Source organism: Caballeronia sp. LZ034LL (genome assembly GCF_031451215.1).
Taxonomy (GTDB): Bacteria; Pseudomonadota; Gammaproteobacteria; order Burkholderiales; family Burkholderiaceae; genus Caballeronia.
Genome location: NZ_JARUXR010000004.1, coordinates 731,231 through 755,776 on the forward strand (window position 1 = coordinate 731,231; position 24,546 = coordinate 755,776).

Sequence of the window (24,546 nt, forward strand, 5' to 3'; positions counted from 1 at the left end):
GCGCCCGCTGCGGCGTCACTCTTCTTCTTTCTTCCTGACGATCTTCGTCTTGAACGGGCCGGGCGGCTGCATCGGCACGTCTCTCACTGGCACGCCCGGATAGTCGACGACGCGATTCGGGTTCGCCGCGGTCCGGATACGGAACGATGGCTTGAGCCCTTCTCGCGCACCGCCGACGATGGTATGCATCGCCTGCCGGTCGAGTTCGACGCTGTCGGCGAGATCCTTGATTTTGATGACGGCCATGATGCGTTCCTCCGTGGGTTCGTGAGCCGGTGTGCCGCGCTTCAGGCGGGTCGGCTTCAAGGCATGGCACTGCCTGGCTCTTTGCATGCAAAAGACAAAAAACCGCGCCAACGCCTGCGGGGCAGAAGGTCTGAACCTTCCGCCCTGACTGACGGCGCCTGATCGCTCGCGCCGAGTGATGCGAAAGGCGTGCCAGAAACTGAGTGATCGGTGCATCGGAGGGTCCGAGGTCCGTGCAGCGGGCGTTGCACGCAATATTGAAGGCGCCAAAATCCTACCGCGCCACAGCGCTCGTCGTGCGTCAGCCAACACTTGAGCGAAATGTGTCGGTATCCGAACGACATGTGCGCGATGCCGCGCAGAATCGAAAACGTCATTTGCTTAAGGCGCATGCGAAGTCTAGTATCGAACCAGCATGAAGTATTTGTTACGACAAGTGGACTTGGTCGATCGAACAGGAGCCGCGTCGCGTCGCACAGATGACAAGTTTTGCGCAAGCGATACGTACTTTTCAGAGCAACAGCGCGTCGCGCGACGAGTTCTTTGCCCGGGTTGACGGCGCCCTTGCGACCGAGCAATCCGCGCCAAAGCAACTCATGGAGATCCTCGACGAGGAGCACGCGGTCAAGCCTCTGCCCCCGGATGTCTACGCGGCCATCCGGCGCCGTGTCGACCATGCGGCGCGCATTCGTCCCGAGCTCGACTCGGACACCGGCCCCGTCGGCAGCGACGAGACGCGTCTGCAGACCACCACGAGCTTCGCTCCACCACCCATGCCGCCGTCGCTGCCCGAGCGTGATCCGAGCAGCAGCTCAGGCGGAACGGGCGCGACGAGTGGAACGAGCGGGACCAGCGGCACTGGGGGTACCTTCGGCCAGGCGACGCAGATAAGAACCGACCACGACCAGCGCATGAAAGGCGTCGGCGACACGCTCAACAGCCGCTTCGTGCTGGAGGAGTGCCTCGGCATCGGCGGCATGGGCACCGTCTACAAGGCGCTGGATCTGCGCAAGCTCGAAGCATCGGATCGTCGCCCGTACGTCGCGATCAAGGTGCTCAACCTGCAGTTCCGCGGCAATCCGAAGTCGCTGATTGCCCTGCAGCGCGAAGCCCGCAAGGCGCAACAACTGGCGCATCGCAACATCGTCACCGTGTATGACTTCGACCGCGACGGCCCGGTCGTCTATCTGACGATGGAATATCTCTCCGGACAGCCCCTCTCGCGCCTGCTGCGGAATCCGAACTTCAAGGGCATGCCGTTCGCCGAGGTGTTTCCCATCTTCAAGGGCATGGCCAACGCGCTCGCTTATGCGCATGAGCGCGGCTTCGTTCATTGCGATTTCAAGCCGGCCAACGTGTTCCTGCTGGATACCTCGGAAGTGAAGGTCATCGACTTCGGCATTTCGCGCGTGATCCAGCGGCCCGAGGAAGAGAGCGAGGCAACCGTCTTCGATCCGGGCAGCCTCGGCGCGCTGACGCCGGCATACGCGAGTCCGGAAATGCTGGAACATCGCGAGCCGGACCCGCGCGACGATGTCTATGCGCTCGGCTGCATCACCTATGAGCTGCTGACAGGAAAGCATCCGTTCGACCGCGTGCCCGCGCAACAGGCCAAAGCCGCCGGCATGAAGCCGCAGCGTCCGGAGCATCTCGGCAACAAGCAATGGAAAGCGTTGAAGGCGGCGCTGGCTTTTGAACGCGAAGCGCGCACGCCGAGCGTCGCGCAGTTGCTGGAGGACATCAGCGATCCGCAGCCTGCCACTGCGGCAGCGCGCAAGAACAAGCAGGGCGGTGCGCCGAAACTGGCGATCGGCGCGGCGGCAGTGGCCGCGCTGTTGATTGCCGGCGGCGGGTCTTACTACTACGAGCGCAGCAAGGGCGTGACGGAAGCGCCTCAGGAAGCGCCTCACGAAGCAGCTCGCGATGCACCGCCGCCGCCCGTCGCGCGCACTGCACCCGCTGCGCCGCCGTCAGGCGGTTCGCAGGTGGCGATCACGCCCGTCCTGCCGGCGCCGCCAGCGCCGGTGCTCACGATGGCAGCGGTCACTCCCGTGCTGGCAAGCGTGCCGTGCTCGGCGCTGGTGGCCTCGGTGCATGACCAGACCGTCGACGTGCAGGGCTTCGTTTCGCAGCGTTACGGCCTCGCGCGGCTCAAGGACACGCTCGGACGCGTGCCCGGTGTGAAGACCACCAATTTCGGCGTGCAGCAGGTTGCGGATGACAAGTGCGATCTGCTCAAGGTATTCGCGCCGTACTGGTCGGCGAATCGTCAGTCGGGACGGCCGGCCTCGGTGCATACGCGTTCGCAGGCGACCCGGCTCACCGAAGGGCAGCCGCTGATCGTCGATCTGATGACGCCCGGCTTCGATTCGAGCGTCAACGTCGATTACTTCACGCTCGACGGCAGCGTCGTGCATCTGCTGCCGAACAAGCGCTCGCCCGACAAACAGGCGCCGACGAACTACACGGCGACGATCGGCTCGATGGGCGACTGGATCGTCGGCAAGCCGTTCGGTTCAGAGATGATCGTGTTGATGCTCGCGCCCGCGCCGCTCTTCGATGCACCGCGTCCCGACAGCGAAGCGAAGACCGACTATCTGCGTGCAGTCGAGAAACGCCTGGCGGCGCTGGCGAGCAAGTATGGACGCGACAAGGTGGCCGTCGACATGTTCCAGATCACGACGCAGGCGAAGCAGTAACGGGATGTCGAAGCGGGTTCCGTCCGCGTGGACTCGAAGACAAGATGAACGGAACCGCGGGGGAGCGCCTTAGCTTTGAGGCTTCTCCATCGATGACTTCAATTCCTTCAGCGCATCTTCCATCCGCTTGCTGACGAGCGCGTAGGCTTCGGCCTGGGTCTGCTGAGTCGTGCGCGCGATGTCCTGCATGTCGGCGAGTGCGTTGTGCAAGGCGCGCTGGACGACCTCGTTGGCGTTGAAGGGCGGTTGCGCCGAGGTATGAGCGAACTGCTTGGCGATGCCTTCCAGATCGCTCAAGGTGCGGCGCAGGATTTCAAGCTGCTTGTCGCGCAACGCTTCGATGCCGCCGAATGCAACGCGGTTCGTTGCCGCGAGTGCCTCGACGTCCTTGCGGCGCGATTCCATGATCGCGGCGACATCGAATCCCGGCAACTGGTATTGCTGGAACATGGCGGCAAACTGGCTGAACGGATCGCTGAAATTTTGATTCATCATGTCTCCCAGATTCGTTCGGTCGAGCGCGGATTCCGCTGTCCGACTGCATGAAGAGCGCGGATGACCGGGCTGTCTCACCTTGCGTGCGTCCCCAGGCCGAGGCGCCGCCGGCACCTGATACTACCAATTTAAAGGCCGATCTTGGGGCAAGGGAAAACGCCATGTGGGCGACGAGGACGGCCGCATTCGCTTCGATGTCCGCTTGATGCAGGTCAACCTGCGCCGCTCGGCCTCAACGACCATGAAAACAGGGTGGCCGGCGGTCGCGAGCGCTTCACAGGCAGATGACGCTCCCACCGCGCGGGCATGCGGGAGCGCATCATGATCAAGGGCGAAGGACGAATCGTTGCAGCGCTGGGGGCGGTGTTCGTGACCTTGGGCGGGATCCATGCAGCGTTGCGCGGGCTGCTGTTCGACGAGACCGCCGTGACCTGGTACGGCGTGCTCGCGATTCTGCTCGGGGCGGCGTCGTTTGTCGTGATGCTGACGCCTTTGCCGGGCGACGATCCCTGACCCTTCCGCGCGGGGACTAGCGGTCTTCGCCTCCCGCGAACACGCCATGCTCGGCCTGGATCTGTTCGCGGTCGATGCACTGCACATGCCAGCGCCCGGTGCTTTGAGGGTTGGAGCCATCGGCGCCATCGGCATACCACAGCACGCGTCCGGCGAGGCCTTCACACGGGCCGCCGGGCGCATCGAAATCAAGACGTTCCAGCACGCAGATCGGCTGCTCGATGTGCTGGCCGCAGATCATCGTTCCGTTCGTCCCCGCGCGCAGTCCGCCCCAGTCAGGGACCTCGACCGACTGATGACCCTCGCGTGACCAGCGGCGTGTCTCCTTGTCGAGCCACAGAATGGCGTACGCCGCGGATTGAGCGCCTTCGAAACCATCCAGCTTCACGGTGATACGCATGTCATCCTCCATGATACGAATCGATGGACCGGACGCTCGGCGCACCTACGCCGGACATGAGCGTCGTCGAATGAAAGGCGGCGTTTCGAAGCAGCTTGCTTCAGGCGTTGCGCCGCGCGTATTGGTTCGGGCCTTGCGAGCCGAGTGCAGCAATGTCGGTTTCGAACGGCATAAGGCCAATAAGTTTAATGGCGCCGCATGGACAAGTTTCATCGGCGCGACGTTCGGAAAGGGAGCCTCTATCGACAGCGTTTGCGCATTGCAGCAGAGCAAAGCGATGATGGCTCAAGCAAGTCCGATGCCGATTTGCTTCGGATAACGTCACGAGAGTATCGGCCCATCAATTTCAGTCTAGCTCGCCAATATGACGGCATTCGGTAGGCATTTCGCCGCAGGCACCCGAGGCGCAACCCCGTCATGCACGCAGCAAGGGCGCCAGCGGTTGTGCGCGAATCCGCCCGCCGGGTGTGCGTGTTGCACCAGTCCGGACGATGAACGCCCCAGCGGGTTGCGACACACGACCCAGGATGCGCATGGCAGCGCCCGTGTCGTGTGCGGTGCAACAATGAATTCAAAATGCATCATGCAAAGAACCGAGCGTCGGTCAAAGACGTTCCAGCCTCATGCGATCGACAATATGCAACTGCCTGCCGTTGAGCCCGATCACGCCTTCACGCTGCAGCTTCGACAGCGTTCGGCTCACCGTTTCCAGTTCAAGACCGAGATAGCTGCCGATATCGCCGCGTGTCATCGGCAGCAGCAGATCGGCCGGCGGAGCGGGGGCGTCGAGCCGCTCCGACAGGTCCAGCAGGAACGCCGCCACGCGCTCGCGCGCGGGCATCGTGCCCAGCATCAGCGCGAGGCGCGAGGCGCGCACGATCTCGGCGCTCATGATCGCGAGCAGCTCGTGCTGCATGGCCGCATATTCCCGGCACAGCGGTTCGAGGATGCCCACCGGCATGATGCGCACCACGCTGTTCTCGAGTGCGATGGCGTCGCTTTCATGTCGTCCCGTGCAGATGCCGTCGAGGCCGAGCGTTTCGTCCGGCAGATGGAAGCCGGTGACCTGGGTATGAGGCGCGCTGGCCAGATCGTTCGCCGGAAAGGTTGCGACGCTCTTGAAGCAGCCGCGCTGCACGGTATAGAGCGAGCGCAGCTGCTCGCCCGTGGTGTAGAGCGCGGCGCCTCGTTCGAGGCTGCGGGTGGGAAATGGAATGGCATCCGCGTCGGCGAAGCGGACGTGAAGCGTCACTGCTGCGTTGCGGTGAAGCGAGGGTTCCATGGCGCGATCCTCCTGCTGATTGCAGTATGGTTCACGGATCGCGGAAAGGACAACCCGCCGCTGATGACGTACGCGTCAAAGCGGCAGCACGATGCGTACTTCGGCGCCGCCACCCTCGCGCGGGCGTAGTTCGAGCGTGCCGCCATGCAGCCTGGCAATGCGCTCGACGATCGCGAGGCCGAGCCCCGTGCCTTTCGGCTGGCCTTCGCCGCCGCCGCGCCTGAACGGCTGCTTGAGCGCGTCGGGATCCTGCCCGGCCAGTCCCTTGCCGCGATCGGCAATCACGACGCACACGCTCCGTGTCCGCGTGTCGGTCCAGGTGCGAGCCTCCAGTCCCACTACGCCGTAAAGGACCGCATTCTGCATGACGTTCATCAACATGCGCATCATGCTGATGGGACGGAACGCGAAGGGCTGCACGTCGCCTAGCTCCAGCGTGAACTCGTGACCAAGGCCTGCAAAATCGGCGGCGAGATTCGCGATCAGCGCATTGAGATCGCCAACGACCGGCGCTTCCTTCGCGCCGCTTCCGGCATAGTCCATGAACTGCTGCAGGATCGTGTCGATGGTCTCGAGATAGCCTTCCGCCGATGCCGCGAACGACGCGTCCGTCGAAGGCACCGACGACATGGCCATCGCGAGACGCAGCTTCGTCATCGGCGTGCGGATGTCATGTGAAATGCCGGCGAGCATCAGCGCGCGCGTCGCATCGGCATCCCGTAACGCAGCCGTCATGCGATTGAAGGCGTCGCTGACTTCCGCGATTTCGGTCGGGCCATCGTTCGGCAGGACGCCCGGATCGCCGCCCGCGGAGACGCGGCGCGCTGCATCGGCGAGATGCGCGAGCGGGCGATTCAGGTGCCGCTGGATCACATACGCCGTGCCGGTGGCGAGCGCGCCCAGTCCGAGCGAGAGCAGCAGGGCCGTGGCGATGCCGTCGCCATGGGCTGCTTCGGGAACCGGCAACGCAATCCAGCGCGGCTCGTTCGACAGATGCGCGCGGATCCACAGGCGCTGCTGACCGTCATCGCTCGTATCGCCGCTTTGCCAGCGCACCAGCAGATCGGCGGGCAGATGATGCCGCAGGCTCTCGACAAAGGTCCGTCGCTGATAGGTTTCATAGAAATGCAGGCGCGACTCAGGCGTGAAGGGCGCAGCGCCCGCGGGCAATTCGGCGCGCATGTCGAGATGCGACGTGACGGTTCGCGCGGCATCGGGTGGGGTGCTCTTGAGCAGCGTATCGAGGGTGACGATGTAACTCGCGAATGCAGAGGCCGCCCGCTCGATGCGCGGCGTCTGGATGAAGTGCAGCAGCACGGCGATGGCGCAGACCTGGCTCACCGCGACCAGCGCGACGAGCAACAGCACGTTGCGCGCGAAGAGCGAGCGCGGCGCGAGCTTCACGGCGCATCCGCCTCGACTTCGGCGAGCAGCATGTAGCCGACGCCCCACACGGTCTTGATGAAGCGCGGCTTGCCCGGATCTTCCTCGACGAGTTGCCGCAGCCGCAACACCTGCACGTCGATGCTGCGATCGAGCGCATCGTGATCGCGGCCTCGCGTGCGCGCGATGAGATTGTCGCGGCTCACCCCGCGATTCGGCGACGAACCGAGCGCGTTCAGCAACTGCATCTGTGCGGAATGGATCTCGAACGGCTCGCCATTCCTGAAGAGCATCTGGCGCGCGAGATCGAGGCGAAATTCACCGAAGCGGATGACTTGCCGCGTGTGCGTCGGATCGCCGGCGGCGATCTTCTGGCGGCGCAGCAGCGCGCGCACTCGTGCGACGAGTTCCTGCGGCAGGAACGGCTTGGCGAGATAGTCGTCCGCACCGGTCTCGAGGCCGACGACCTTGTCGACGGGATCGCCCTTGGCCGTGAGCATGAGGATCGGCAGCGTCTGGCCTTCGGCACGCAGACGCTTGCACACGGAGAGTCCGTCTTCCGGCTCCATCATCCAGTCGAGCACGAGCAGGTCGTAGGGCTCGCGCTGGAGATAGCGGTCGAGCCGCTTGCCGTTCTCGACGACCCGCACTTCGAATCCCTGCGAGCTCAAAAAGCGCTGCAGCATGTTGCGTAACTCGGCTTCGTCGTCGAGCACGATGATCTTCGGCAGGGCGTCCATGGGCGGGCTCCGGGGCGTTCAGTCTTCAGCGGTCAGCGTTGCGCGGCATGGGCGCGCATGAACGCCTCGATCTGCGGCAGGGTGACGAAACCGTTCTTCTGCGTATCGATCTCGTCGAAATGCTTCGCCACCATCGGCATGCCGCTGGCGGCCTGTTCGCGGGTGAGTTTGCCATCGCGCGTGGTGTTGGCGTTCGAGAAGCGGGTCTGCAACTGGCCAAGCGCACGTTCGACGTGCGGGCTTGCGCCCATCGGCTGCGTGGCGGTCTGCGCGAAGGCCGGGGCCGAAGCGACGCACACGAGGCAGGCAGCAACGGCGGCAAGGATCTTTCGCATGTGTCTCTCCTTGATTCGGATGCGAATGAGCAAGACAGGTGAGGCTCATTCTATTGAGCCGCGTTGCAAGCGCAATCCCGAGCGCGCCTTGAATCATGTCGCCGAATGTCATGTGCGCGGCATGGCAGACGATGACACGCGCTGACACAAGTCATCGCTCACGCTTCACGCGACGCTTCGCTATCGTTCTCATCGCCGGCCGACGCTTCCCTTGCTCGGCTGTTCCCAACGTCTGACGTGCATGAGGACCATCATCATGAACTTTCGCTTGCTGAGTGTTTCCGCCGTGGCTGCCATCACCCTGACTTGCGCCAGGACCGCAATGGCCGGTACGAGCGTACAGGTTTCCTATGTGGCGCCCGCGGTCGTCATCGCAGCGCCGCGACCGGTGTACTACTACGCACCGCCGCCGCGGCCCCCGTACTACTACGTGCCCGCGCGCACCGTGATGGTTGCGCCGGTAACTGTTCCGGTCGCGGTCGTTGCGCCGCCGCCCCCGCGACCGCCGGTCGTCGTCGCTCCGCTCCCGGTGCCGGTCTACGCGGTGACGCCCGCGGTCCGGGTGACTTACGCTCAGCCCGTGGTAAGGGTGCCCGTTGTCGTGCTGCCCTGAGCGCTTCTTCTCTTCGACGCAACAGGTGGCAAGAGCATAGTGCATCCGAGGCGTGCTGAATGCGTAATGCAATACGCAAAATGCGTTTCACGCTTTTCTTGTCGGCCGCCTCCTATACTGGATTGAGCGCATCGTGCGCGCGCCGATGCAGCCGCGTGGACGGCGCCCTGCATTCGCGTTGCGGTGTTCCACCAGGAGGATCGAGCCATGCTATTCATCGTCAACTGGACGGCGCAGCCCGAAGTGGAAAGACAGGCGGCCGAGCGATTCCTGCAGACGCGCGGGGCGCCGCCGGACGGCATCCATCTGATTGGACGATGGCATGCAATCGGTTCGATCTGGGGTATCGCCGTATGCGAATGCGACGACGTCGAACCGCTGGCCCGCTGGGCGCTCGAATGGGCCGACATCTTCATGTTCGACATTAAGCCGGCAATCACCGACGAGCAGGTCGGCAGGATGCTCGCCGAACACGCCCAGAAACAATAACGAGGCCGCGCGTGTGGGCGTACGTGCGGGCGTGATTCGGACCGGACAACGAACGGTCGTTTGCAAGCGGCGGCAGTGGGCGATCTAAGGGTTTTTGTGGCTTGCAGCGCGGCAAGCCATGCCTCAGCATTCACAAACGTACTAGATAGTTAATTTGGGATGGCGCTGCGCCACTGCATGCTCCGTCTGACGATACTGCCGCATAGGAGCGAAGCGTGACTGAAGCAAAGACCCAGGAACCTTGCGTGATTTCCGTCGCGATTACCGGATCGGTGCCGCGCAAGAAAGACAATCCCGCCGTGCCCATCACGATTGCCGAGCAGATCGAAAGCACGCACGAAGCCTACGATGCGGGTGCGACGCTCGTGCATCTGCATGTGCGCGACGAGGACGAACGCTCCAGTTCGGACCGGCACCGCTTTGCGGAATTGCAGGAGGGCATCCGCAAGCACTGTCCGGACATCATCATCCAGTTCTCGACGGGCGGACGCGGCCGTTCGTTCGAGCAGCGGGGCGCGATGCTGGATCTGAAGCCCGACATGGCGTCGCTCGCCACGGGTTCAGTGAATTTTCCGACTATCGTCTACGAGAATCCGCCGGACTTCGTGCGCTCGCTTGCGCAAACCATGCTCGACCATCACGTGAAGCCCGAGATCGAGATCTTCGATCTGGCGATGCTGTATAGCACCGTCGACCTGGTGAACCAGGGCCTGCTGAAGTCGCCGGTGCATGTGCAGTTCGTACTTGGCGTAAAGAATGCATTGCCCGCGCGGCGCGAGATCCTGGAGTTCGAAGTCGAGCAGTTGCGCAAAAATCTCCCCGATGCCACCTGGACTGCGGCAGGTATCGGGCGTCATCAACTCGAAGTGAACCACTGGACGCTCGAAATGGGCGGCCACTGCCGTACGGGCCTCGAAGACAACGTGCGCTGGGACAAGGACACGCTCGCCAAGAGCAATGCGCAACTGGTCAGCCGGGTGGCTTCGCTATGCGCGGAGTATGGCCGGCCGGTAGCGACCGCGAAGGAAGCGCGCAGACTGCTGTCGCTCTAGACAAGGAAAACCGCAAGTCACGAAGGGCGCGCCGCCGGGCAATCGGGGCGCGCCCTTTCTGTTTTGACGTAACGCCGACGCCCGTTTGCATCAGGCATTTTGCATTCTTGATTCAAAACCCAACCGCCGCTCAGCCGCCGCTCAGCCGCCACTCAGCCGCCGATTCGGAAAAAATCTGCCTTACAATCGGTGCTCCTCCCTGACAAGCGGGCCCTCGCGAGAACATGAACGAGCGCAAGGCAGCCGGTCTCGCCGACCGGATCTACAGCGACATTCTCAACCGCATCGTCGAAGGCGAATTCAAGGAAGGCGACCGGCTGCTGACCGAGCACGCGCTCGCGGAACGTTTCGCCACCTCGCGCCCCACGGTGCGCGAGGCGCTTGCCCGCCTGCGCGCCGACGGCATCATCGTGACGCGGCGCGGTTCGGGCACCGTGGTCGGGCGTCGGCCTGATCCGGACGCACGGCGCTTTGCACCGGTAGAAACGTTGTCCGACATCCGACGCTGCTACGAATTTCGTCTCGTGATGGAGACCGGCGCAGCCGAACTGGCCGCGGACAAGGCCGAGGACTCGGATTTGCTCGCGCTCAGGCTCGCCTGGGACCGCATGGCTACTACCGTCGAGGCGCAAGAGGGCATCGATGCCCAAGATGATTTTGCATTCCGTCTCGCCGTGGCGCGGACATCGAGAAACCCGTTCTTCGTCACGATGCTGTCCTTGATCGAAGAGCAGATTGTCTTTACTTCGAACCTGTCGCAGACGCTGTCGCCGCTCCATGCGCTGGTACGTCAGCGGCTAGCGCAGCAGGAACTCCTGGAGGTGCTCGAGGCGATCGAAGGCCATGAAGGCGCTAAAGCGGCAGCTGCCATGGACGCTCATCTCCGGAAGTCGATGGAGCGCATGTTCGGCGCTTGACGAACGTTGTCATACAACCTTATAGACTCGCCTAAGCCGCTAAAGTTGCCTGACAACTTATCGCTAAAAACGAAAGGTATCCGCTTCCTGGCTAAAGCAGCCGCCAGCCCGCATTGAGGAGTCCCGCTCCCGGCACCGGAGGCGCAACAGACGGCTTGCAGCGCTGAAGGAAACTCGCGGAAACGCTCAAGGAAACATCCTTGGCAAGCGGTTAAACCGTCGAGAAAACGCCGGCTTCGGGTATCTCCCAAGATACGGCCGCAAGCCGCTATCAGCTTAAGAAAACGATACCTCTCAAGGTTTAGGTAACACGCCAGCGCAAGCCAATTTGCTTGACATCCTATAACCCCGTTAGCTATTTTTCAGCTTCCAGAGGCAATCAGGATGCGCGCAGAAACAAACAACCAGACAAGCCCGACTTAAAAAACACGCAGCACAGAGAAAGAGTCACAAACGGGGCGGCGCTCGCGCGGCAAGCGATGTCGATGACGCGACCGACCCCTTCCCGACCCGTGGTTGCGAGCGAAGTGAGGAGACGACAACATGGTTTTCAAGGCAGGACTGTCAGTGAAGCTGGCGGCGGTGTGCATCGCCGTCGGCGCGGCCTTCGGCATGAGTGCGGCGCAGGCGGCCGATCCCGTGTCGATCAACATCGTGGACGTCGCAGGCAATCTGCAACTGACGCAAAAGGGCTTCGAGGCTTTCAAGGCCAAGTATCCCGACCTGGTTTCCAGCATCACCTTCACCAATGCCCCGGCGCCGCAGCTGCCCGGCAAGATCAAGGCGATGCAGGCGGCAGGGCGCTCGGACATCGACCTCGTCGTGACCGGCACTGACGCGCTCGCGGCCGGCATCCAGCAGGGCCTGTGGGAGAAGCTCCTGCCGGATCAATCGAAGGCATTCCCCGGCGTGCTCGACAAGTACGCGCCCGGTCCGCGCAAGATGCAGGACATCGCGCAAGGCTACGGCCTCGAAGTGACCTACATGCCCGCGGGTCCGCTGCTCGAATATAACCCGGCCAAGGTTACCGACGTCCCCAAGACCCCGGATCAGTTGCTCGCGTGGTGCAAGGCGCATCCGAACAAGCTCATCTATGCGCGTCCGGCCAACTCTGGCCCGGGCCGCACCTTCCTGATGGGCCTGCCGTACGTGCTCGGGGACAAGGACCCGATGGACCCGATCAACGGCTGGGACAAGACCTGGGCGTTCCTCAAGCAGCTCAACGACTGCGTGCCTTACTATCCGGGCGGCACGTCGGCCGTGATGAAGGAACTCGGCGAAGGCACGCGCGACATGACGGTGACCGTGACGGGCTGGGACATCAACCCGCGCGCGCTCGGCATCGTGCCCGCGGAATTCAAGGTCGGCGCATTCGACAACATGACCTGGGTCAACGACGCCCACTACATGGTCATTCCGAAGGGCGTGCCGAAGGAAAAGCTCGACGTGCTCTACAAGCTGATGAACTTCATGCTGGAGCCCGCGCAGCAGGCCCTGACCTACGACGATGGCTACTTCTATCCGGGCCCGGCGGTGAAGGACGTGCCGCTCTCGATGGCCCCGGCGAAGAGCCAGGAAGTGATCCAGAAGTTCGGCCGTCCCGAGTACGCGAAGCTGCTTGCGGACCGTCCGCACGTCGTGCCGCTGAATGCCCAGGCGATGGTCGCCGCCTTCCAGAAATGGGATCGCGAGATCGGCGCGGCGAAGACGAAGTAAGCCCACGGCGGCCCCGATGCGGCGACGTTCCTCGCAAGGAGCGTCGCCGCCTGCACAAGACACGCGCTCATCCGCGCGCAGGAATTCGTCATGAAGCACACCTTTGAGCAACTGCGCCTCGACTCGGTCTCGCGCAGCTTCACCAACGCGGAAGGGCAACAGCTCGCCGCACTGAAAGGCCTCGATCTGAACATTCAGCGCGGAGAGTTCATCGCGCTGCTGGGGCCATCGGGTTGCGGCAAGTCGACCGCGCTCAACTGCATCGCCGGCCTGCAGCCGCTGACGGGCGGCGGCATCTGGCTCGATGACAAACGTATCGACGTGCTGCCGCCCGAGAAGCGCGGCTTCGGCATGGTCTTCCAGAACTACGCGCTGTTCCCGCATATGTCGGTGCTCGACAACGTCGGCTTCGGCCTCAAGATGCGCGGCGTGCCGAAAGCGGAAGCAACCAAGCGCGCAAAAGCCGCGCTGCAACTCGTGCAGCTGACCGGCCACGACGCCAAGCTGCCCGGCCAGCTCTCCGGCGGCCAGCAGCAGCGCGTGGCCATTGCCCGCGCGATCGTCATCGAGCCGCCGCTCGTGCTGATGGACGAGCCGCTCTCGAACCTCGACACCAAGCTGCGCATCGAGATGCGTGCGGAAATCCGCCGCATTCACGGCAAGCTGGAGCGCGCCACGCTCTACGTGACGCACGATCAGGACGAGGCGCTGTCGATGGCGGATCGCATCGTCGTGATGAGGGAGGGCGTAGTGCAGCAGGTGGCGTCGCCGAAGGAAGTCTATTCGCGACCGAAGAACCTGCATGTCGCCCGCTTCATGGGCTTCCGCAATGTCGTCGCGGCCACGCTCGAAGGCACGCAGGGCGAAGCGGTCGCCGTGAACGCAAACGGCGTGAAGCTGCTCGGCACGCCGATGGAAGGCTTCGACAGCAAGCAGGTGTCGGTGGCGCTGCGTCCCGAAGACATGGAGCGTGCGGCGCCCGGCACTGAAAACGCGTTCGAAGCGCACGTGGAAGTGGTCGAGTATGGCGGCCGCGATTCGCTCATCATCGTGAAGACGGCGTTCGGCAAGCTGTGGGCGCGCATCGCGGGCGAATGCTCGGAAGGCGAGCGCATCGCGCTGCGCGTGGCGCCATCGAAGATCCTCGTGTACGGAGCAGAGCAATGATCGCGCTGCCCGCCCAGCCGCGCGATCCGAAGGGCTGGCTGGTTGCGCCGGCGCTGCTCTTCATCGTCGCGCTGTTCATCTATCCGTTCGCCTACGGCCTGATGCTGTCGTTCCAGCCGATGAACGGCGGCAGCATCTGGGCCAACTACATCACGTTCTTCACCGACACGTCGATGTGGCCGACCATCATCGTCACGCTGAAGCTCGCCGTGCCCGCGACCCTCATCAACGTCGGCGTCTCGGTGCCGGTGGCGTTCGCGTTGCGCCGCACGTCGCCGTGGCAGAAGTTCGTGACCACGCTGCTGGTCGTGCCGGTGACGCTCGGCACGGTGCTGATCGCCGACGGCATGCTCACCTATTTCAGCCCCAATGGCTGGTTTCCGCAGGCCTTGCAGGCGCTGCACCTGTACGGCGATGAAGTGCGCCTCACGCATAACTACTGGGGCGTGCTGATCTCGCTGATCGTGTCGGGCTTTCCGTTCGCGTTCCTGCTGACCTTGTCCTACGTGACCGGCATCGACCCGACGCTCGCGCGCGCCGCCGCCACACTCGGCGCGAGTCCCTGGCAGCAGTTTCGCCAGGTCTACCTGCCGTTGCTGCTGCCCGGCCTGACGATGACCGCGTGCCTCTCCTTCGTGCAGGCGTTCTCGGTGTTTCCGTCGGCGGTGTTGCTCGGCGCGCCGGCCGGGCCGACGCGCGTCATTTCCATCGCCGCGTCGGAAGCCGCGTTCGAAAGCTATGACTATGCGCTGGCATCGACCATCGCGATCGTCATGGGTTTCGTGCAGTTGCTCGTGGTGGGCGGCATGCTCGGCGCGCGCCGTTTCTTCTATACGGGTCCGGTGACCGGAGGCAAGGGCTGATGACAACCGATAACCACGCGGCGTCCGGCTGGCAAGCCGGCGCCCCGACCCAGGGCACCACCCGTGCGATGAAACAGCAAACGAGCCTCCGCGACCGACTGTGGAAGGGCATCGTCTGGGCGACGATGGCCTTCTTCCTCCTCAATGTGCTGTTGCTGATCGCGACCGTCGCCGTGAACTCGGTGGCGACACGCTGGTTCGGCACGCTGCTGCCGCAGGGCTTCACGTTGCACTGGTATGCGCAGGCATGGAGCGATTTCCAGCTCTCGAGCGTGCTGCTCGTGACGCTCGAAGTGGTGGGCGCGGTGGTGCTGCTGTCCATCGTGCTCGGCGTGCCGGCGGCGTACGCGCTGGCGCGCGTGCAGTTCCCAGGCAAGCGCTTCGCAATGCTCGTGTTCCTGCTGCCGCTGATGGTGCCGCCCGTGACCTATGGCATTCCGATGGCCACGGTCATGTACAAGTTCCATCTCGCGGGCACGTTGACCGGCGTGATTCTCGCGAACCTGGTGCCCGCGCTTCCGTTCGTGATTCTGGTGATGACGCCGTTTATCGAGCAGATCGATCCGAATCTGGAATCGGCCGCACGCATTTTTGGTGCGAACACGTTCCGTTATTTTCGTTACGTGCTGCTGCCGCTGCTCGTGCCGGGCATGCTTGCGGCGGGGCTGCTGGTGCTGGTGCGCACCATCGGCATGTTCGAGCTCACCTTCTTCACCGCCGGACCGACCACGCAGACGCTGGTGGTCGCGCTGTACTACGCGGTGTTCTCGACGGGCGTGCGCGCGCCGCAATCCATCGACGCCATGGCGATGATCTACATGGCGATCACGATGGTCTGGGTGCTGATCGCGCTGCAGTTCGTGAGCCCGACGCAGCTCGTGTCGCGCGTGAAGGAACAGAAACAGTGACCGCGACCGATACCCACGCGCGCCGTTCTCTTCCTGACGAAGCAGCAACGTGACGACCATGCGTGAAGTCGTGACACTCGAGGCCGAGCCGAAGCTCGTCATCTCCAGCGGGCCGCATACGCTGGAGATCGCGCCGCAGGCCGGCGGGCGCATCACGCGCTTCGCCACCGTCGATGCAGACGGCGTTCAGGAATGGCTCGCGCCGGTGACGGCGGCGAGCTGGCCCTGCGACGCGTGGCCGAAAGGCGGCAGCTATCCGCTCGTGCCGTTCTCCAACCGGGTGCGCGATGCGCGCTTCGCGGGGCCGGACGGTTCGCTCGTCGAACTGGCGACGTTCCCCGGCATGCCGCACGCGCTGCATGGCTTCGGCCAGTTCGCGGCGTGGCAGGTGGAACTGCACGAGCCGGATTGCGCCGTGCTGCGCTTCGTGCATCGCGCGGGCGAGCATGGCTGGCCGTGGGCGTTCGAAGCGGTGCAGCTGATCGAGGCGACGTCCGAAGGCGCGCGTCTGTCGATGCGCGTATTGAACCGCTCGTCGCAGCCGATGCCGGTCGGTCTGGGTTTCCATCCTTATTTCGCCGCGACGGAGGCGGAAGTCGACGCGGCCACGTTGTGGCGCCATGAGGAAGAGATCGCGGTCGGAGTAGCCGACGAGGCGCCGCCCCGCCAGCACGCGCGCGAGAAGCAGGGCTACACGCGCTATCTCAGCGGCTGGGACGGCCGCGCGACGCTGCATTACGCGCATGGCCGCACGCTTGCCCTCATGGCCGGCGATGCATTGAGCCACGTCGTCGTGCATTGTCCGGCGGGGGCGGGCTATCTGTGCGTCGAGCCGGTTTCGCACGTCAGCGACGGCTTCAATCTCGCGGCGCGCGGCGTGGACGGAACGGGTGTGGCGGTCATCGAGCCAGGTAGTGAAATACGGGCGTCGCTCGCGATGGCAACCGGCGCGACCCCGGCCCCATGCGACGGCGACGGCGCCTGACGCGCGCTTCCACCGAGGTCCGCACGCGCGAGGCATTCGCGGGCAACAGGCCTCGAGCCACAAGACAAGCAAGCGGGTTCATGCGACACCTCCTGCAAACATCGAAACATCAGCGCCTGAGCGGCGCTGAAAAGAACGCTTCGACCATATCGACGATCCGCCAGGTCGCGCACGGCCGGCGGCAATGCGCGTCGAACCCGGCGTCCTTGAGCATCTGCACGGGATCGGCGGGCCAGACGTTGCTCATCGCGACGAGCAGACGGCCCGTCATCTCCGAATCCATCTGGAGCGTGCGCAGGAAGACGTAGCCGGAGTCGCTGTCGAGGCTCGTGTCGAGCAGCAGCGCGTGCGGCTGCCAGCTGCCGACCAGCGCGCGGACGGATTTGAGATCCTGCGAATGGATGACCTGCAAGCCTTTGAGCCGAAGTTGCACGGCGAGCGAATCGCCGATCGACTTGTCCTTGTGGGCGATCAGCACGCGGCGTGAAGCGTCGCTGGTGCGGGCCCGCTTGATTCGCCACAACGCGAACTCGCTCTCGTTGTGGGCTAGACGGCTTGACATCTCATCCTCCTGGTCGTTATTTGATATGGCTGATTCGATGCCGCCAGTTTCGACCGGCCGTGCTTATCGCTCAACCCGGCACGGGAAGGGGAGTTCAGAGATTTTGGGGGACTGCCGGATGGATCCCTGCGAAAGGGGGGTAGAAGTCGTCCAAGGCCCGCGTAAGATCGGAACCGTTCTCGGAGCGTCGCAATGGAAAATGGCTATTTCAAAACAGTTTTGCTAGTTGAGGACGAAGGGCTCACCAGGAGCGCGATGAAAAGTCTCATCCTGGCCAATGAGCCTTTGCTCGAAATCGACGAGGCCGACGGTTTCGAACAGGCGAAAGCCAAGCTTTCCGCCAATACCTACGACCTCATCTTCCTCGACTACCATCTGCGTGGCCAGGACACCGGCATGGACCTGCTGAACTGGATCCGCGAGGAAGAGCGCGAAGTCCAGACCATCATGCTGTCCGCCCAGGACGACCGCGACACCGTGCTTGAATGCATCAAGAACGGCGCGTGCGGATTCATTTCCAAGGGCAGCGAGCAGGGCGCCGGGGTGTTCCGCGAGGCGCTCAAGACCATCCTGAACGGCCGCGTGTACCTGCCGAACACCGTGCTCGGCAAGGGCGGTCACAGCCCGAGGCCGGTTACGCCGCATCCGAGCGTGACGGTCGAGTCGCTCGACCTGCCGCCGCGCCTGACCGAAACACTGCGCTATCTGCTGCAGGGGCTGTCGAACAAGGCGATCGCGCGCAAGATGAACATCAGCGAAAACACCGCGAAGGAATATTCGAGCGATCTGCTCGCGCGCTTCCACGTGACGCGGCGAACCTTCCTGATTGTCGAGATGGCGCGGCGCGGCATCGAAATGCCGATGAGCAATACGTCGTCGGCCTCCTGATCCGGACGCAGCCGCGCAGGGCCGCCTCGGAGGCGGCCCATCGTCGTTTAGGAACGTTCCGAGGAATTCATCGCGAGATGGTAAGGTAGAGCCCGGACTAATTCGAGACGGGTTCAGCGCAGGTGATTCGCAGGCTATCGTTCAAGACAATGCAAGGTGCCGGCGCGGCGGTTGCCGCGAGCGCGGTGCTGATTCTCGGCGCATGTGCGCCCCTTCCACAGCAGGACGGCACGGATGCCGCCGCGCCCGCGTCGGGCACGGCGCCGGTCCAGGCAGCGCGCACGCCCGTCCGGCCGCCCGCGCCGGCCCTGCCTCCGGGCGAGCGCCGCATCATGGTCGGCAGCCCGGACGGCTACCACCTGATGGTCAAGACGAAGACCCCCAGCCAGGTGTGCGACGACGATGCCTTCGCCGACGGCGTCCGCTACGGTTACGCACTCACCTGGAACCGGATGGTCGGCGAGGACGCCCGCAACGGCGGCAAGCCGAAGCGCAAGTTCGATCCCTCCGCGATCCACTCGCAGGACGATCAATACAAGATCCAGTGGGATGGCAAGGAGCGCGTCAACGCGTGCGCGTCGGACGGCTATCTGATCGGACGGGTGGTCGGCACCCATCTGGCGGGCGTCGACATGCGCGACGGCAAGCCTTCCTGAGCCGCCGCGCCTGAGCACTTACTCGCGGCTCAGTCGCAAGTATGGGTGGCCGCGACATAGCGGCCCGCCACGCCGATATCGCCATAGATCGTGTAGCCGGTGTTGTTCGCCGATGCCTGCGCGATCAACAACACCACGGATTGACTCGTCGGACCGCCGCTCGGAATCGAGATGGCCTGCGTGTCGGGGCCCGGCGAGTATTCCCGCACGCGCCCGCCGATCGACGTCCAACCCGACTTCACGCAGCGGGTGAACTCGTAAGGCTTGCTTTGTGACGTGCCGGAGCCGATCGGCACGGTCCTGAGCAGGCTGTCGTCCGTCGCGACGCACGCGCTCAGCAGGGAAGCGCTCAGGGCCGCGCACAGGAGGGCTGCTTTTCTCTTCATATGATTCGATACCTTTTCTAGTCATTTCCGCGTTGCCGCGTGGCCGGTCCGATCTTAGCGGCTTTTTTGCATTCCGACCGGCAGCCGTTATTACAATCGGTAATAACAGAAGCGCCGCCGCAGCGGCTGCTAACCTTACAGTCCGTACTTTTCCCAATATGCGTCAAGTCGGGTCAACCGTCGCCGTTATATAGGCGTTTCATTCCCTGAAGCCATTTGTATGGCGCGAGCGCGGGCGACCCGAGCCGAAAGCGCGTTTCTTGAGCGCGTGTGGCGCGTACGGTGCGCGAGCCCGATAACCCCGATGTACCGTTGCCCCCGGCGATTCCTCGCCGGCCGGCATCGTGAGCCAGTCTGATAGAACGCATGTCCCGCACAAAGTTGCTCGCCCGGCTTCGCGCCATCGCCCCGTCCGGCCCCTTGGCCGGCGGCTTCCAGCTTCAGCGGCTCGCCGCGCCCGTCCTGACGGTCGTGATCTGCGTGCTGCTCCTGATCGTCTTCCAGCATCTTTCGCGCGCGGTCGACTACAAGTCGGTCGTGCATTCGCTGCGCGTGATGACGCCGCAAGCCTGGCTCGCCGCGCTGTTCGCCACTGCGCTGTCCTTCGCCGCACTCGTCGGGCGCGATGCGGTCGGGTTGCGGCACATCGGCGTGACGCTGCCGCGCTCGCTGCTGTGGGTCGGCGCGACGGTCGGCTCGGCGCTCGGCAACGTCACCGGCTTCGGCGCGCTGACGGGCGGCGCGGTGCGCTGCCGCGTCTATGGCGCCTCCGGCGTGACGCCCGCGCAAGTCGGCCGGCTCACCCTGTTCACGAGCATCACGCTGGCGCTCTCGCTGGCCTTCATGGCTGCGGCGTGCATGCTGTTCGACGCGCACACGCTCTCGGGCCTGCTGCATCTGCCGCCCGCCGCACTGCGCGTGACCGGCGCGGCGCTGCTGGCCGTGTTCGCTGCGATGGTCCTGCTGTGCGGCCGCGCGCCGCGCACGCTGCAGTCGCGCTGGAAGTGGCTGTCGTTCACCGTGCCGGCGCGGCGCGATTTCGTCGCGCAGGCGGCGCTGGCCGTCGTCGATGTCTTCGGCGCGGGCCTCGCGCTCTGGGCGCTGCTGCCGAATCCGCAAGTCGGCTTCATCGACTTCATGACGGTCTTCTCGGCCGCGATGCTGCTCGGCATGATCGGTCATACGCCGGGCGGCGTCGGCGTGTTCGAGGCAGCGATGGTCTTCGCGCTCGGCGGCAGCGCGCAGACGCCCGACGTGGTCGCGGCGCTGCTCGCGTATCGCGCCATCTATTTCGGCCTGCCGCTGATCCTCTCGGCCGGCGTGATGGCCGCCTTCGAAGGCCGCGCGCTGAAAGGCCGCTTCGGCTTCCTGAGCCCGCATCACGTGTCGCAGCTCGCGCCGGTGTTCCTGTCGATCGTCACGTTCGCGGCCGGCACCATGCTCGTCATCTCCGGCGCGACGCCGGCCTTCAAGATGCGCATCGCGCTGCTGCGAACCATCGTGCCGCTGTGGGTGCTGGAAAGCTCGCAACTGCTCGGCTCCGTGCTCGGCGTGCTGCTGCTGTTCGTCGCGCGCGGCCTGCTGCGCCGGCTCGATGCCGCCTGGTGGCTCGCGCTGGGCCTGGCGGTCGCCAACCTGGCGCTGTCGCTGGCGAAGGGCCTGGCGTTCGTCGAAGTCGGCGTGCTGGCGTTCCTGATCGTGCTGCTGGTGCTAACGCGCGAGCGCTTCAACCGCCGTTCGTCGCTGTTTGCCGAGCGTTTCACGGCGACCTGGCTGATCTCGATCGGCGTCGTGATGGCGTTCGCCTTCTGGATCATGTTCTTTGCATTCCGCGACGTGCCGTACAGCGGCGATCTCTGGTGGCAGTTCGCGTTCGACGAGCGCGCTCCGCGTGCGCTGCGCGCGACGCTCGCCGCGGCCGTGTTCGGCACGGTGTTCGCCGTGTGGCAACTGCTGCGTCCGGCGGCGGGCCGTTTCGTGAAGCCCGCGCCGCAGGATCTCGCCGATGCCGCGCGCATCTTCCGCGCGCAGGAGCGCAGCGACGCCGGCCTCGCGATGATGGGCGACAAGAGTTTCCTGTTTTCGGAGTCGCGCGAAGCTTTCCTGATGTACGCCAAGCACGGCCGCACGTGGGCCGCCTTGCATGATCCGGTGGGTCCGCGCCGCGAGTGGGCGGAGCTGATCCGCAAGTTCGTGGAACTGGCGCATGCGCACAACGGCCGCGCCGCGTTCTATCAGGTGCGCGCTGACGCCTTGCCGCTGTATCTCGACGCCGGCCTGACGCTGATGAAGCTCGGCGAGGAAGCGCACGTGGCCCTGGCCGACTTCGACCTGAAGGGATCGCACCGCTCGCATCTGCGCTATGCGCTCAAGCGCGGCGAACGCGATGGCTTCGACACCGAGGTCATCGGGCCGGACCGCATCGTCGCCAGCCTGCCGATGCTGCGCGCCATCTCTGACGACTGGCTCGACAGCCGTTCCGCGCGCGAGAAGAGCTTCTCAGTGGCGGCGTTCACGGAAGACTATCTGTCGGCGCAGTCGGTGCTGCTGGTCCGGCAACAGGGCGTGCCGGTGGCGTTCGTCACCTTCATGACCACCGACATGAACACCGAAGCGACTGTCGGCGTGATGCGCCATGTCGAAGCGGCGTCGTCGTACGCGATGGAGTATCTCTTCACGAAGCTCGCGCTGCATCTAAAGGAAACGGGCTTCAAGTCGCTGTCGCTGGGCATCGCGCCGTTGTCGGGCATGGAGCCGACGCCGCTCGCGTCGCACTGGCACCGCTTCGCCGGCCTCGTCTGGCGCTTCGGCGGACGCTTCTATAACTTCCGCGGCCTGCGCGGATTCAAGAGCAAGTTCCAGCCGCGCTGGGAGCCGCGTTATCTGGCGGCATCCGGTTCGGTCGGCGTATTTTTCACTTTGGCGGATCTCTCGCTTCTCGCGGGCGGCTGGCGTTCATGACATTCCTTTGCAAGAAGGCAGCGGCGTTCGTAGCCGCCGCCGTGTGTGCTGTTTCCTGGCTGGGCGCGGCCCATGCCGCCGAATCGATTCCCGGCGGCCGCTACGGCCAGGTGATGCTGACGAAACCCGCCGGCGACATGACCGGCTTCGTCGTGCTGTTTTCGGAGAAGAGCGGCTGGAGTCCGTCCGACCAGCAGGCCGCCGATGCCCTCGCCGCGAAAGGCGCAATGGTGATCGGCGTCGATACGCTGAAATACGCGGCGCAGGTGAAGGCGGACAAGAGCGAGAAGGAGTGTCACAACCTCGTCGGCGATGCGGAAAACATGAGCCATCAGCTCGAGCGCACCGTACAGACGAACCACTACTATTCGCCGATTCTCGCCGGCACGGGCCAGGGCGCGGCGCTCGCGGAGAGCTCGCTGCGTCAGGCGCCGGACAACACAGTGGCGGGCGCAGTGTCGCTTAACGCCGATGCCCAGCTCGACGCCCGTTTCGATCCGTGTCCGCCGGACCCCACCATCATCCACGCCAAGGGTTTGCCGGGCTTCCTGGAGCGCGCGACGGCGCCGCAGCCGGGGCACTCGAAGGCCGACGCGCTGGTCGCGCTGACCGCGCCGCACCTGAAGAAGGCCGAGCCGGTGGCCGAGGGCGATGTTTCGGATCTGCCGCTGATCGAACTGCGCGCCGACAAGCCGACCGATCTGCTGGCCATCGTGATTTCCGGCGACGGCGGCTGGCGCGATCTCGACAAGACCATGGCGCTTGCGTTGCAGCGTGACGGGGTGTCGGTGATCGGCATCGATTCGCTGCGCTACTTCTGGAGCGAGAAGACGCCGCAACAGACGGCCAACGACCTCGCCCGCGTGATCCGCTTCTACAACGCGCGCTGGCATACGAGCCACGTGGCGCTGCTGGGCTATTCGTTCGGCGCCGATGTCATGCCGTTCGCCTACAACCGTCTGCCGGACGCGGTGCGCGAACAGGTGTCGTACATCTCGCTGATGGGCTTCTCGCCCGCCGCCGATTTCCAGATCCGCGTGACGGGCTGGCTCGGCATGCCGGCGAGCGACAAGGCGCTGAAGGTGCGGCCGGAACTGAACAAGGTGCCCCCGGCGATGGTGCAATGCATCTACGGCGAGAAGGAAGAAGACACGCTGTGCCCGGACCTGACGAAGACGGGTATCGAAGTGGTGAAGCTGCCGGGCGACCACCACTTCGGCGGCGACTACGACGCGCTCGCGCGCCGGATTCTCGCCGGCTGGCGCAAGCAGATCGCGGCGCGGCAGGGGTGAGCGGGACGGTTCGTCCCGCGTCGCCCTTGAGTCTTACTTGAGCGGGCCGAGGAAATCCCGTTTGCCGATCGGCGCGCCGAGATGGCGCAGGATGTCGTGCGTCGTGACGACGTGGAAATAGAAATTCGGCAGCCCGAAGCCGAGCAGATAATCGACGCCGGAAAACGACGGCGAAAAGTCCGGAAACTTAAGCGTGACCGTGCGCGCTTCGCTGTCGACGAGCGTGGACTTGTCGATGCCCTTCAGAAACGCAATCGTCATCTCGATGCGCGCCTGCAGCGACGCGAAGCTGTCCTCGTCGTCCTCGAAACGCGGCGCCTCGACGCCTGACAGGCGCGCCGCCGACAGCTTGGCGGTGTCGCTGGCGCGCTGGATCTGGGCGACGAGCGGCAGCATGTCGGGCGCGAGCCGGGCGTTGAGGACATCGGCGTGGGCGAGGCCTTTCTGGTCCGCGAAGGCGGCGCCTTTGGCGAGCAGATCCGCGCACACTTCGAGGCCGCGGATGAAGACGGGAATCGATGCGCGATACATCGTGAGAGACATGGGGCGCTGCTCCTTGAGAGTGGTTTTTGCCTGCTTTTTACCCGCTACCAGGCAGCCGGAACCGGCTCCGGCCGACAGGGGGACACCAGCATAGCGCCGTGCGCGCGGAACTGCTCGGATCGCCGGGTGAAAGCCGTCCGTCAATCGTCCCGGGCTGCTTGCAGACGATGACGCGCTTCCCACGCCGCCAGTTCCGTCCGATAGCGCGCCAACGCTTCGTCATAAAGATCGAACACGCAGGGGTCGCAGCCGCTTTGGCAGCAATCGCCGGGCAGCGGGCATTCGGGCGGGGTGGGGCGGGGATCGTCGGAATCGGTCATCTTCGGGGTGAATGGTCAGGGGCGGCACCGGTTCGCGATACCACCGCGAGCGGCTAGACTTTGGCGGTGCATGCTTCGCACCCGATGCGATACTGCGCGCGGGCGGTGGTTCGCCCATCGTCACGGCTTCATGGT

Annotated in this window: 27 protein-coding genes; 16 read left to right on the forward strand and 11 right to left on the reverse strand. The window is 64.6% G+C overall.

Translation table 11 applies throughout. From position 1 onward, the window contains the following. Positions 1-15: 15 nt before the first annotated feature. Positions 16-246: a hypothetical protein gene (locus QCE83_RS30705; protein ID WP_309820000.1), complete on the reverse strand. Its 231-nt coding sequence runs from the start codon at positions 244-246 to the stop codon at positions 16-18. A gap of 479 nt (positions 247-725) precedes the next feature. Here QCE83_RS30705 and QCE83_RS30710 point away from each other — a divergent pair, with 479 nt between their 5' ends. Further along, the gene (locus QCE83_RS30710; RefSeq protein ID WP_309820002.1) at positions 726-2,945 is read left to right on the forward strand and encodes a protein kinase domain-containing protein; all 2,220 of its coding nucleotides are present in this window, start codon (positions 726-728) and stop codon (positions 2,943-2,945) included. Between the two features lie 69 nt (positions 2,946-3,014). Here the strand turns inward: QCE83_RS30710 and QCE83_RS30715 are convergent, their stop codons facing one another. Then, a complete protein-coding gene (locus tag QCE83_RS30715; protein ID WP_309820004.1) occupies positions 3,015-3,440 on the reverse strand; it encodes a phasin family protein in 426 nt (141 codons plus the stop codon). Positions 3,441-3,761: 321 nt separating this feature from the next. On the opposite strand from QCE83_RS30715, the gene QCE83_RS30720 reads away from it, so the two are divergent. Then, positions 3,762-3,953: a DUF2964 family protein gene (locus tag QCE83_RS30720; protein WP_309820007.1), complete on the forward strand. Its 192-nt coding sequence runs from the start codon at positions 3,762-3,764 to the stop codon at positions 3,951-3,953. 16 nt (positions 3,954-3,969) lie between these two features. On the opposite strand, the gene QCE83_RS30725 is transcribed toward QCE83_RS30720, so the two are convergent. Beyond that, on the reverse strand, positions 3,970-4,353 hold the full coding sequence (locus QCE83_RS30725; RefSeq protein ID WP_309820009.1) for a DUF3564 family protein: 384 nt from the start codon (positions 4,351-4,353) through the stop codon (positions 3,970-3,972). Positions 4,354-4,423: 70 nt separating this feature from the next. Between QCE83_RS30725 and QCE83_RS30730 the strand changes: the two genes are divergently transcribed. Continuing rightward, positions 4,424-4,672: a hypothetical protein gene (locus QCE83_RS30730; protein ID WP_309820012.1), complete on the forward strand. Its 249-nt coding sequence runs from the start codon at positions 4,424-4,426 to the stop codon at positions 4,670-4,672. Between the two features lie 285 nt (positions 4,673-4,957). Here QCE83_RS30730 and QCE83_RS30735 read toward each other — a convergent pair whose 3' ends face one another. The 4 genes from QCE83_RS30735 to QCE83_RS30750 all read right to left on the reverse strand — a co-directional run bounded on the left by QCE83_RS30735 (position 4,958) and on the right by QCE83_RS30750 (position 8,093). Beyond that, a complete protein-coding gene (locus QCE83_RS30735; RefSeq protein ID WP_309820015.1) occupies positions 4,958-5,635 on the reverse strand; it encodes a helix-turn-helix domain-containing protein in 678 nt (225 codons plus the stop codon). A gap of 75 nt (positions 5,636-5,710) precedes the next feature. Beyond that, a complete protein-coding gene (locus QCE83_RS30740; RefSeq protein ID WP_309820017.1) occupies positions 5,711-7,039 on the reverse strand; it encodes an ATP-binding protein in 1,329 nt (442 codons plus the stop codon). Beyond that, on the reverse strand, positions 7,036-7,758 hold the full coding sequence (locus tag QCE83_RS30745; RefSeq protein WP_309820018.1) for a response regulator: 723 nt from the start codon (positions 7,756-7,758) through the stop codon (positions 7,036-7,038). The genes QCE83_RS30740 and QCE83_RS30745 overlap by 4 nt, the downstream gene beginning before the upstream one ends. A gap of 32 nt (positions 7,759-7,790) precedes the next feature. Continuing rightward, positions 7,791-8,093 (reverse strand): EF-hand domain-containing protein, encoded by a 303-nt coding sequence (locus QCE83_RS30750; protein ID WP_309820019.1) that lies wholly within the window; start codon positions 8,091-8,093, stop codon positions 7,791-7,793. Positions 8,094-8,349: 256 nt separating this feature from the next. Between QCE83_RS30750 and QCE83_RS30755 the strand changes: the two genes are divergently transcribed. The 9 genes from QCE83_RS30755 to QCE83_RS30795 all read left to right on the forward strand — a co-directional run bounded on the left by QCE83_RS30755 (position 8,350) and on the right by QCE83_RS30795 (position 16,803). Continuing rightward, a complete protein-coding gene (locus tag QCE83_RS30755; RefSeq protein WP_309820021.1) occupies positions 8,350-8,706 on the forward strand; it encodes a hypothetical protein in 357 nt (118 codons plus the stop codon). A gap of 207 nt (positions 8,707-8,913) precedes the next feature. Beyond that, positions 8,914-9,195: a DUF3303 family protein gene (locus tag QCE83_RS30760; protein ID WP_309820023.1), complete on the forward strand. Its 282-nt coding sequence runs from the start codon at positions 8,914-8,916 to the stop codon at positions 9,193-9,195. A gap of 215 nt (positions 9,196-9,410) precedes the next feature. Continuing rightward, positions 9,411-10,247 carry a 3-keto-5-aminohexanoate cleavage protein gene (locus QCE83_RS30765; RefSeq protein WP_309820025.1) on the forward strand — a complete coding sequence of 279 codons (837 nt, stop codon included), beginning with the start codon at positions 9,411-9,413 and terminating at the stop codon, positions 10,245-10,247. 224 nt (positions 10,248-10,471) lie between these two features. Next, positions 10,472-11,164, forward strand: a complete 693-nt coding sequence (locus QCE83_RS30770; protein ID WP_309820028.1) for a GntR family transcriptional regulator — start codon at positions 10,472-10,474, stop codon at positions 11,162-11,164. A 612-nt stretch (positions 11,165-11,776) separates the two neighbouring features. Next, positions 11,777-12,880 (forward strand): ABC transporter substrate-binding protein, encoded by a 1,104-nt coding sequence (locus QCE83_RS30775; protein ID WP_404986155.1) that lies wholly within the window; start codon positions 11,777-11,779, stop codon positions 12,878-12,880. A gap of 90 nt (positions 12,881-12,970) precedes the next feature. Further along, the gene (locus tag QCE83_RS30780; protein ID WP_309820032.1) at positions 12,971-14,047 is read left to right on the forward strand and encodes an ABC transporter ATP-binding protein; all 1,077 of its coding nucleotides are present in this window, start codon (positions 12,971-12,973) and stop codon (positions 14,045-14,047) included. After that, on the forward strand, positions 14,044-14,910 hold the full coding sequence (locus QCE83_RS30785; RefSeq protein ID WP_309820034.1) for a sugar ABC transporter permease: 867 nt from the start codon (positions 14,044-14,046) through the stop codon (positions 14,908-14,910). The genes QCE83_RS30780 and QCE83_RS30785 overlap by 4 nt, the downstream gene beginning before the upstream one ends. Before the next feature lie 68 nt (positions 14,911-14,978). Then, complete coding sequence (locus QCE83_RS30790; protein WP_309821186.1) at positions 14,979-15,818, forward strand: ABC transporter permease; 840 nt, start codon at positions 14,979-14,981, stop codon at positions 15,816-15,818. 58 nt (positions 15,819-15,876) lie between these two features. Then, positions 15,877-16,803: an aldose epimerase gene (locus QCE83_RS30795; RefSeq protein WP_309821187.1), complete on the forward strand. Its 927-nt coding sequence runs from the start codon at positions 15,877-15,879 to the stop codon at positions 16,801-16,803. A 109-nt stretch (positions 16,804-16,912) separates the two neighbouring features. Here the strand turns inward: QCE83_RS30795 and QCE83_RS30800 are convergent, their stop codons facing one another. After that, the gene (locus tag QCE83_RS30800) at positions 16,913-17,365 is read right to left on the reverse strand and encodes a histidine kinase (RefSeq protein ID WP_309820036.1); all 453 of its coding nucleotides are present in this window, start codon (positions 17,363-17,365) and stop codon (positions 16,913-16,915) included. Between the two features lie 192 nt (positions 17,366-17,557). Here QCE83_RS30800 and QCE83_RS30805 point away from each other — a divergent pair, with 192 nt between their 5' ends. Continuing rightward, positions 17,558-18,253, forward strand: coding sequence for a response regulator transcription factor (locus QCE83_RS30805; RefSeq protein WP_309820040.1), 696 nt, complete (start codon positions 17,558-17,560; stop codon positions 18,251-18,253). A gap of 149 nt (positions 18,254-18,402) precedes the next feature. Beyond that, entirely contained in the window at positions 18,403-18,909 is a 507-nt protein-coding gene (locus tag QCE83_RS30810) for a hypothetical protein (RefSeq protein WP_309820041.1), read from the forward strand. 29 nt (positions 18,910-18,938) lie between these two features. Here QCE83_RS30810 and QCE83_RS30815 read toward each other — a convergent pair whose 3' ends face one another. Then, positions 18,939-19,295: a hypothetical protein gene (locus QCE83_RS30815; RefSeq protein WP_309820042.1), complete on the reverse strand. Its 357-nt coding sequence runs from the start codon at positions 19,293-19,295 to the stop codon at positions 18,939-18,941. A gap of 366 nt (positions 19,296-19,661) precedes the next feature. On the opposite strand from QCE83_RS30815, the gene mprF reads away from it, so the two are divergent. Both mprF and QCE83_RS30825 read left to right on the forward strand, forming a co-directional pair. Continuing rightward, on the forward strand, positions 19,662-22,256 hold the full coding sequence (mprF, locus tag QCE83_RS30820; protein ID WP_309820044.1) for a bifunctional lysylphosphatidylglycerol flippase/synthetase MprF: 2,595 nt from the start codon (positions 19,662-19,664) through the stop codon (positions 22,254-22,256). Next, positions 22,253-23,548: an AcvB/VirJ family lysyl-phosphatidylglycerol hydrolase gene (locus tag QCE83_RS30825; protein ID WP_309820046.1), complete on the forward strand. Its 1,296-nt coding sequence runs from the start codon at positions 22,253-22,255 to the stop codon at positions 23,546-23,548. Before mprF ends, QCE83_RS30825 begins: the two co-directional genes overlap by 4 nt. 33 nt (positions 23,549-23,581) lie before the next feature. Here QCE83_RS30825 and QCE83_RS30830 read toward each other — a convergent pair whose 3' ends face one another. Then, entirely contained in the window at positions 23,582-24,091 is a 510-nt protein-coding gene (locus tag QCE83_RS30830) for a DUF1993 domain-containing protein (RefSeq protein WP_309820048.1), read from the reverse strand. A gap of 140 nt (positions 24,092-24,231) precedes the next feature. Next, entirely contained in the window at positions 24,232-24,411 is a 180-nt protein-coding gene (locus tag QCE83_RS30835) for an oxidoreductase-like domain-containing protein (protein WP_309820049.1), read from the reverse strand. Positions 24,412-24,546 lie beyond the last annotated feature (135 nt).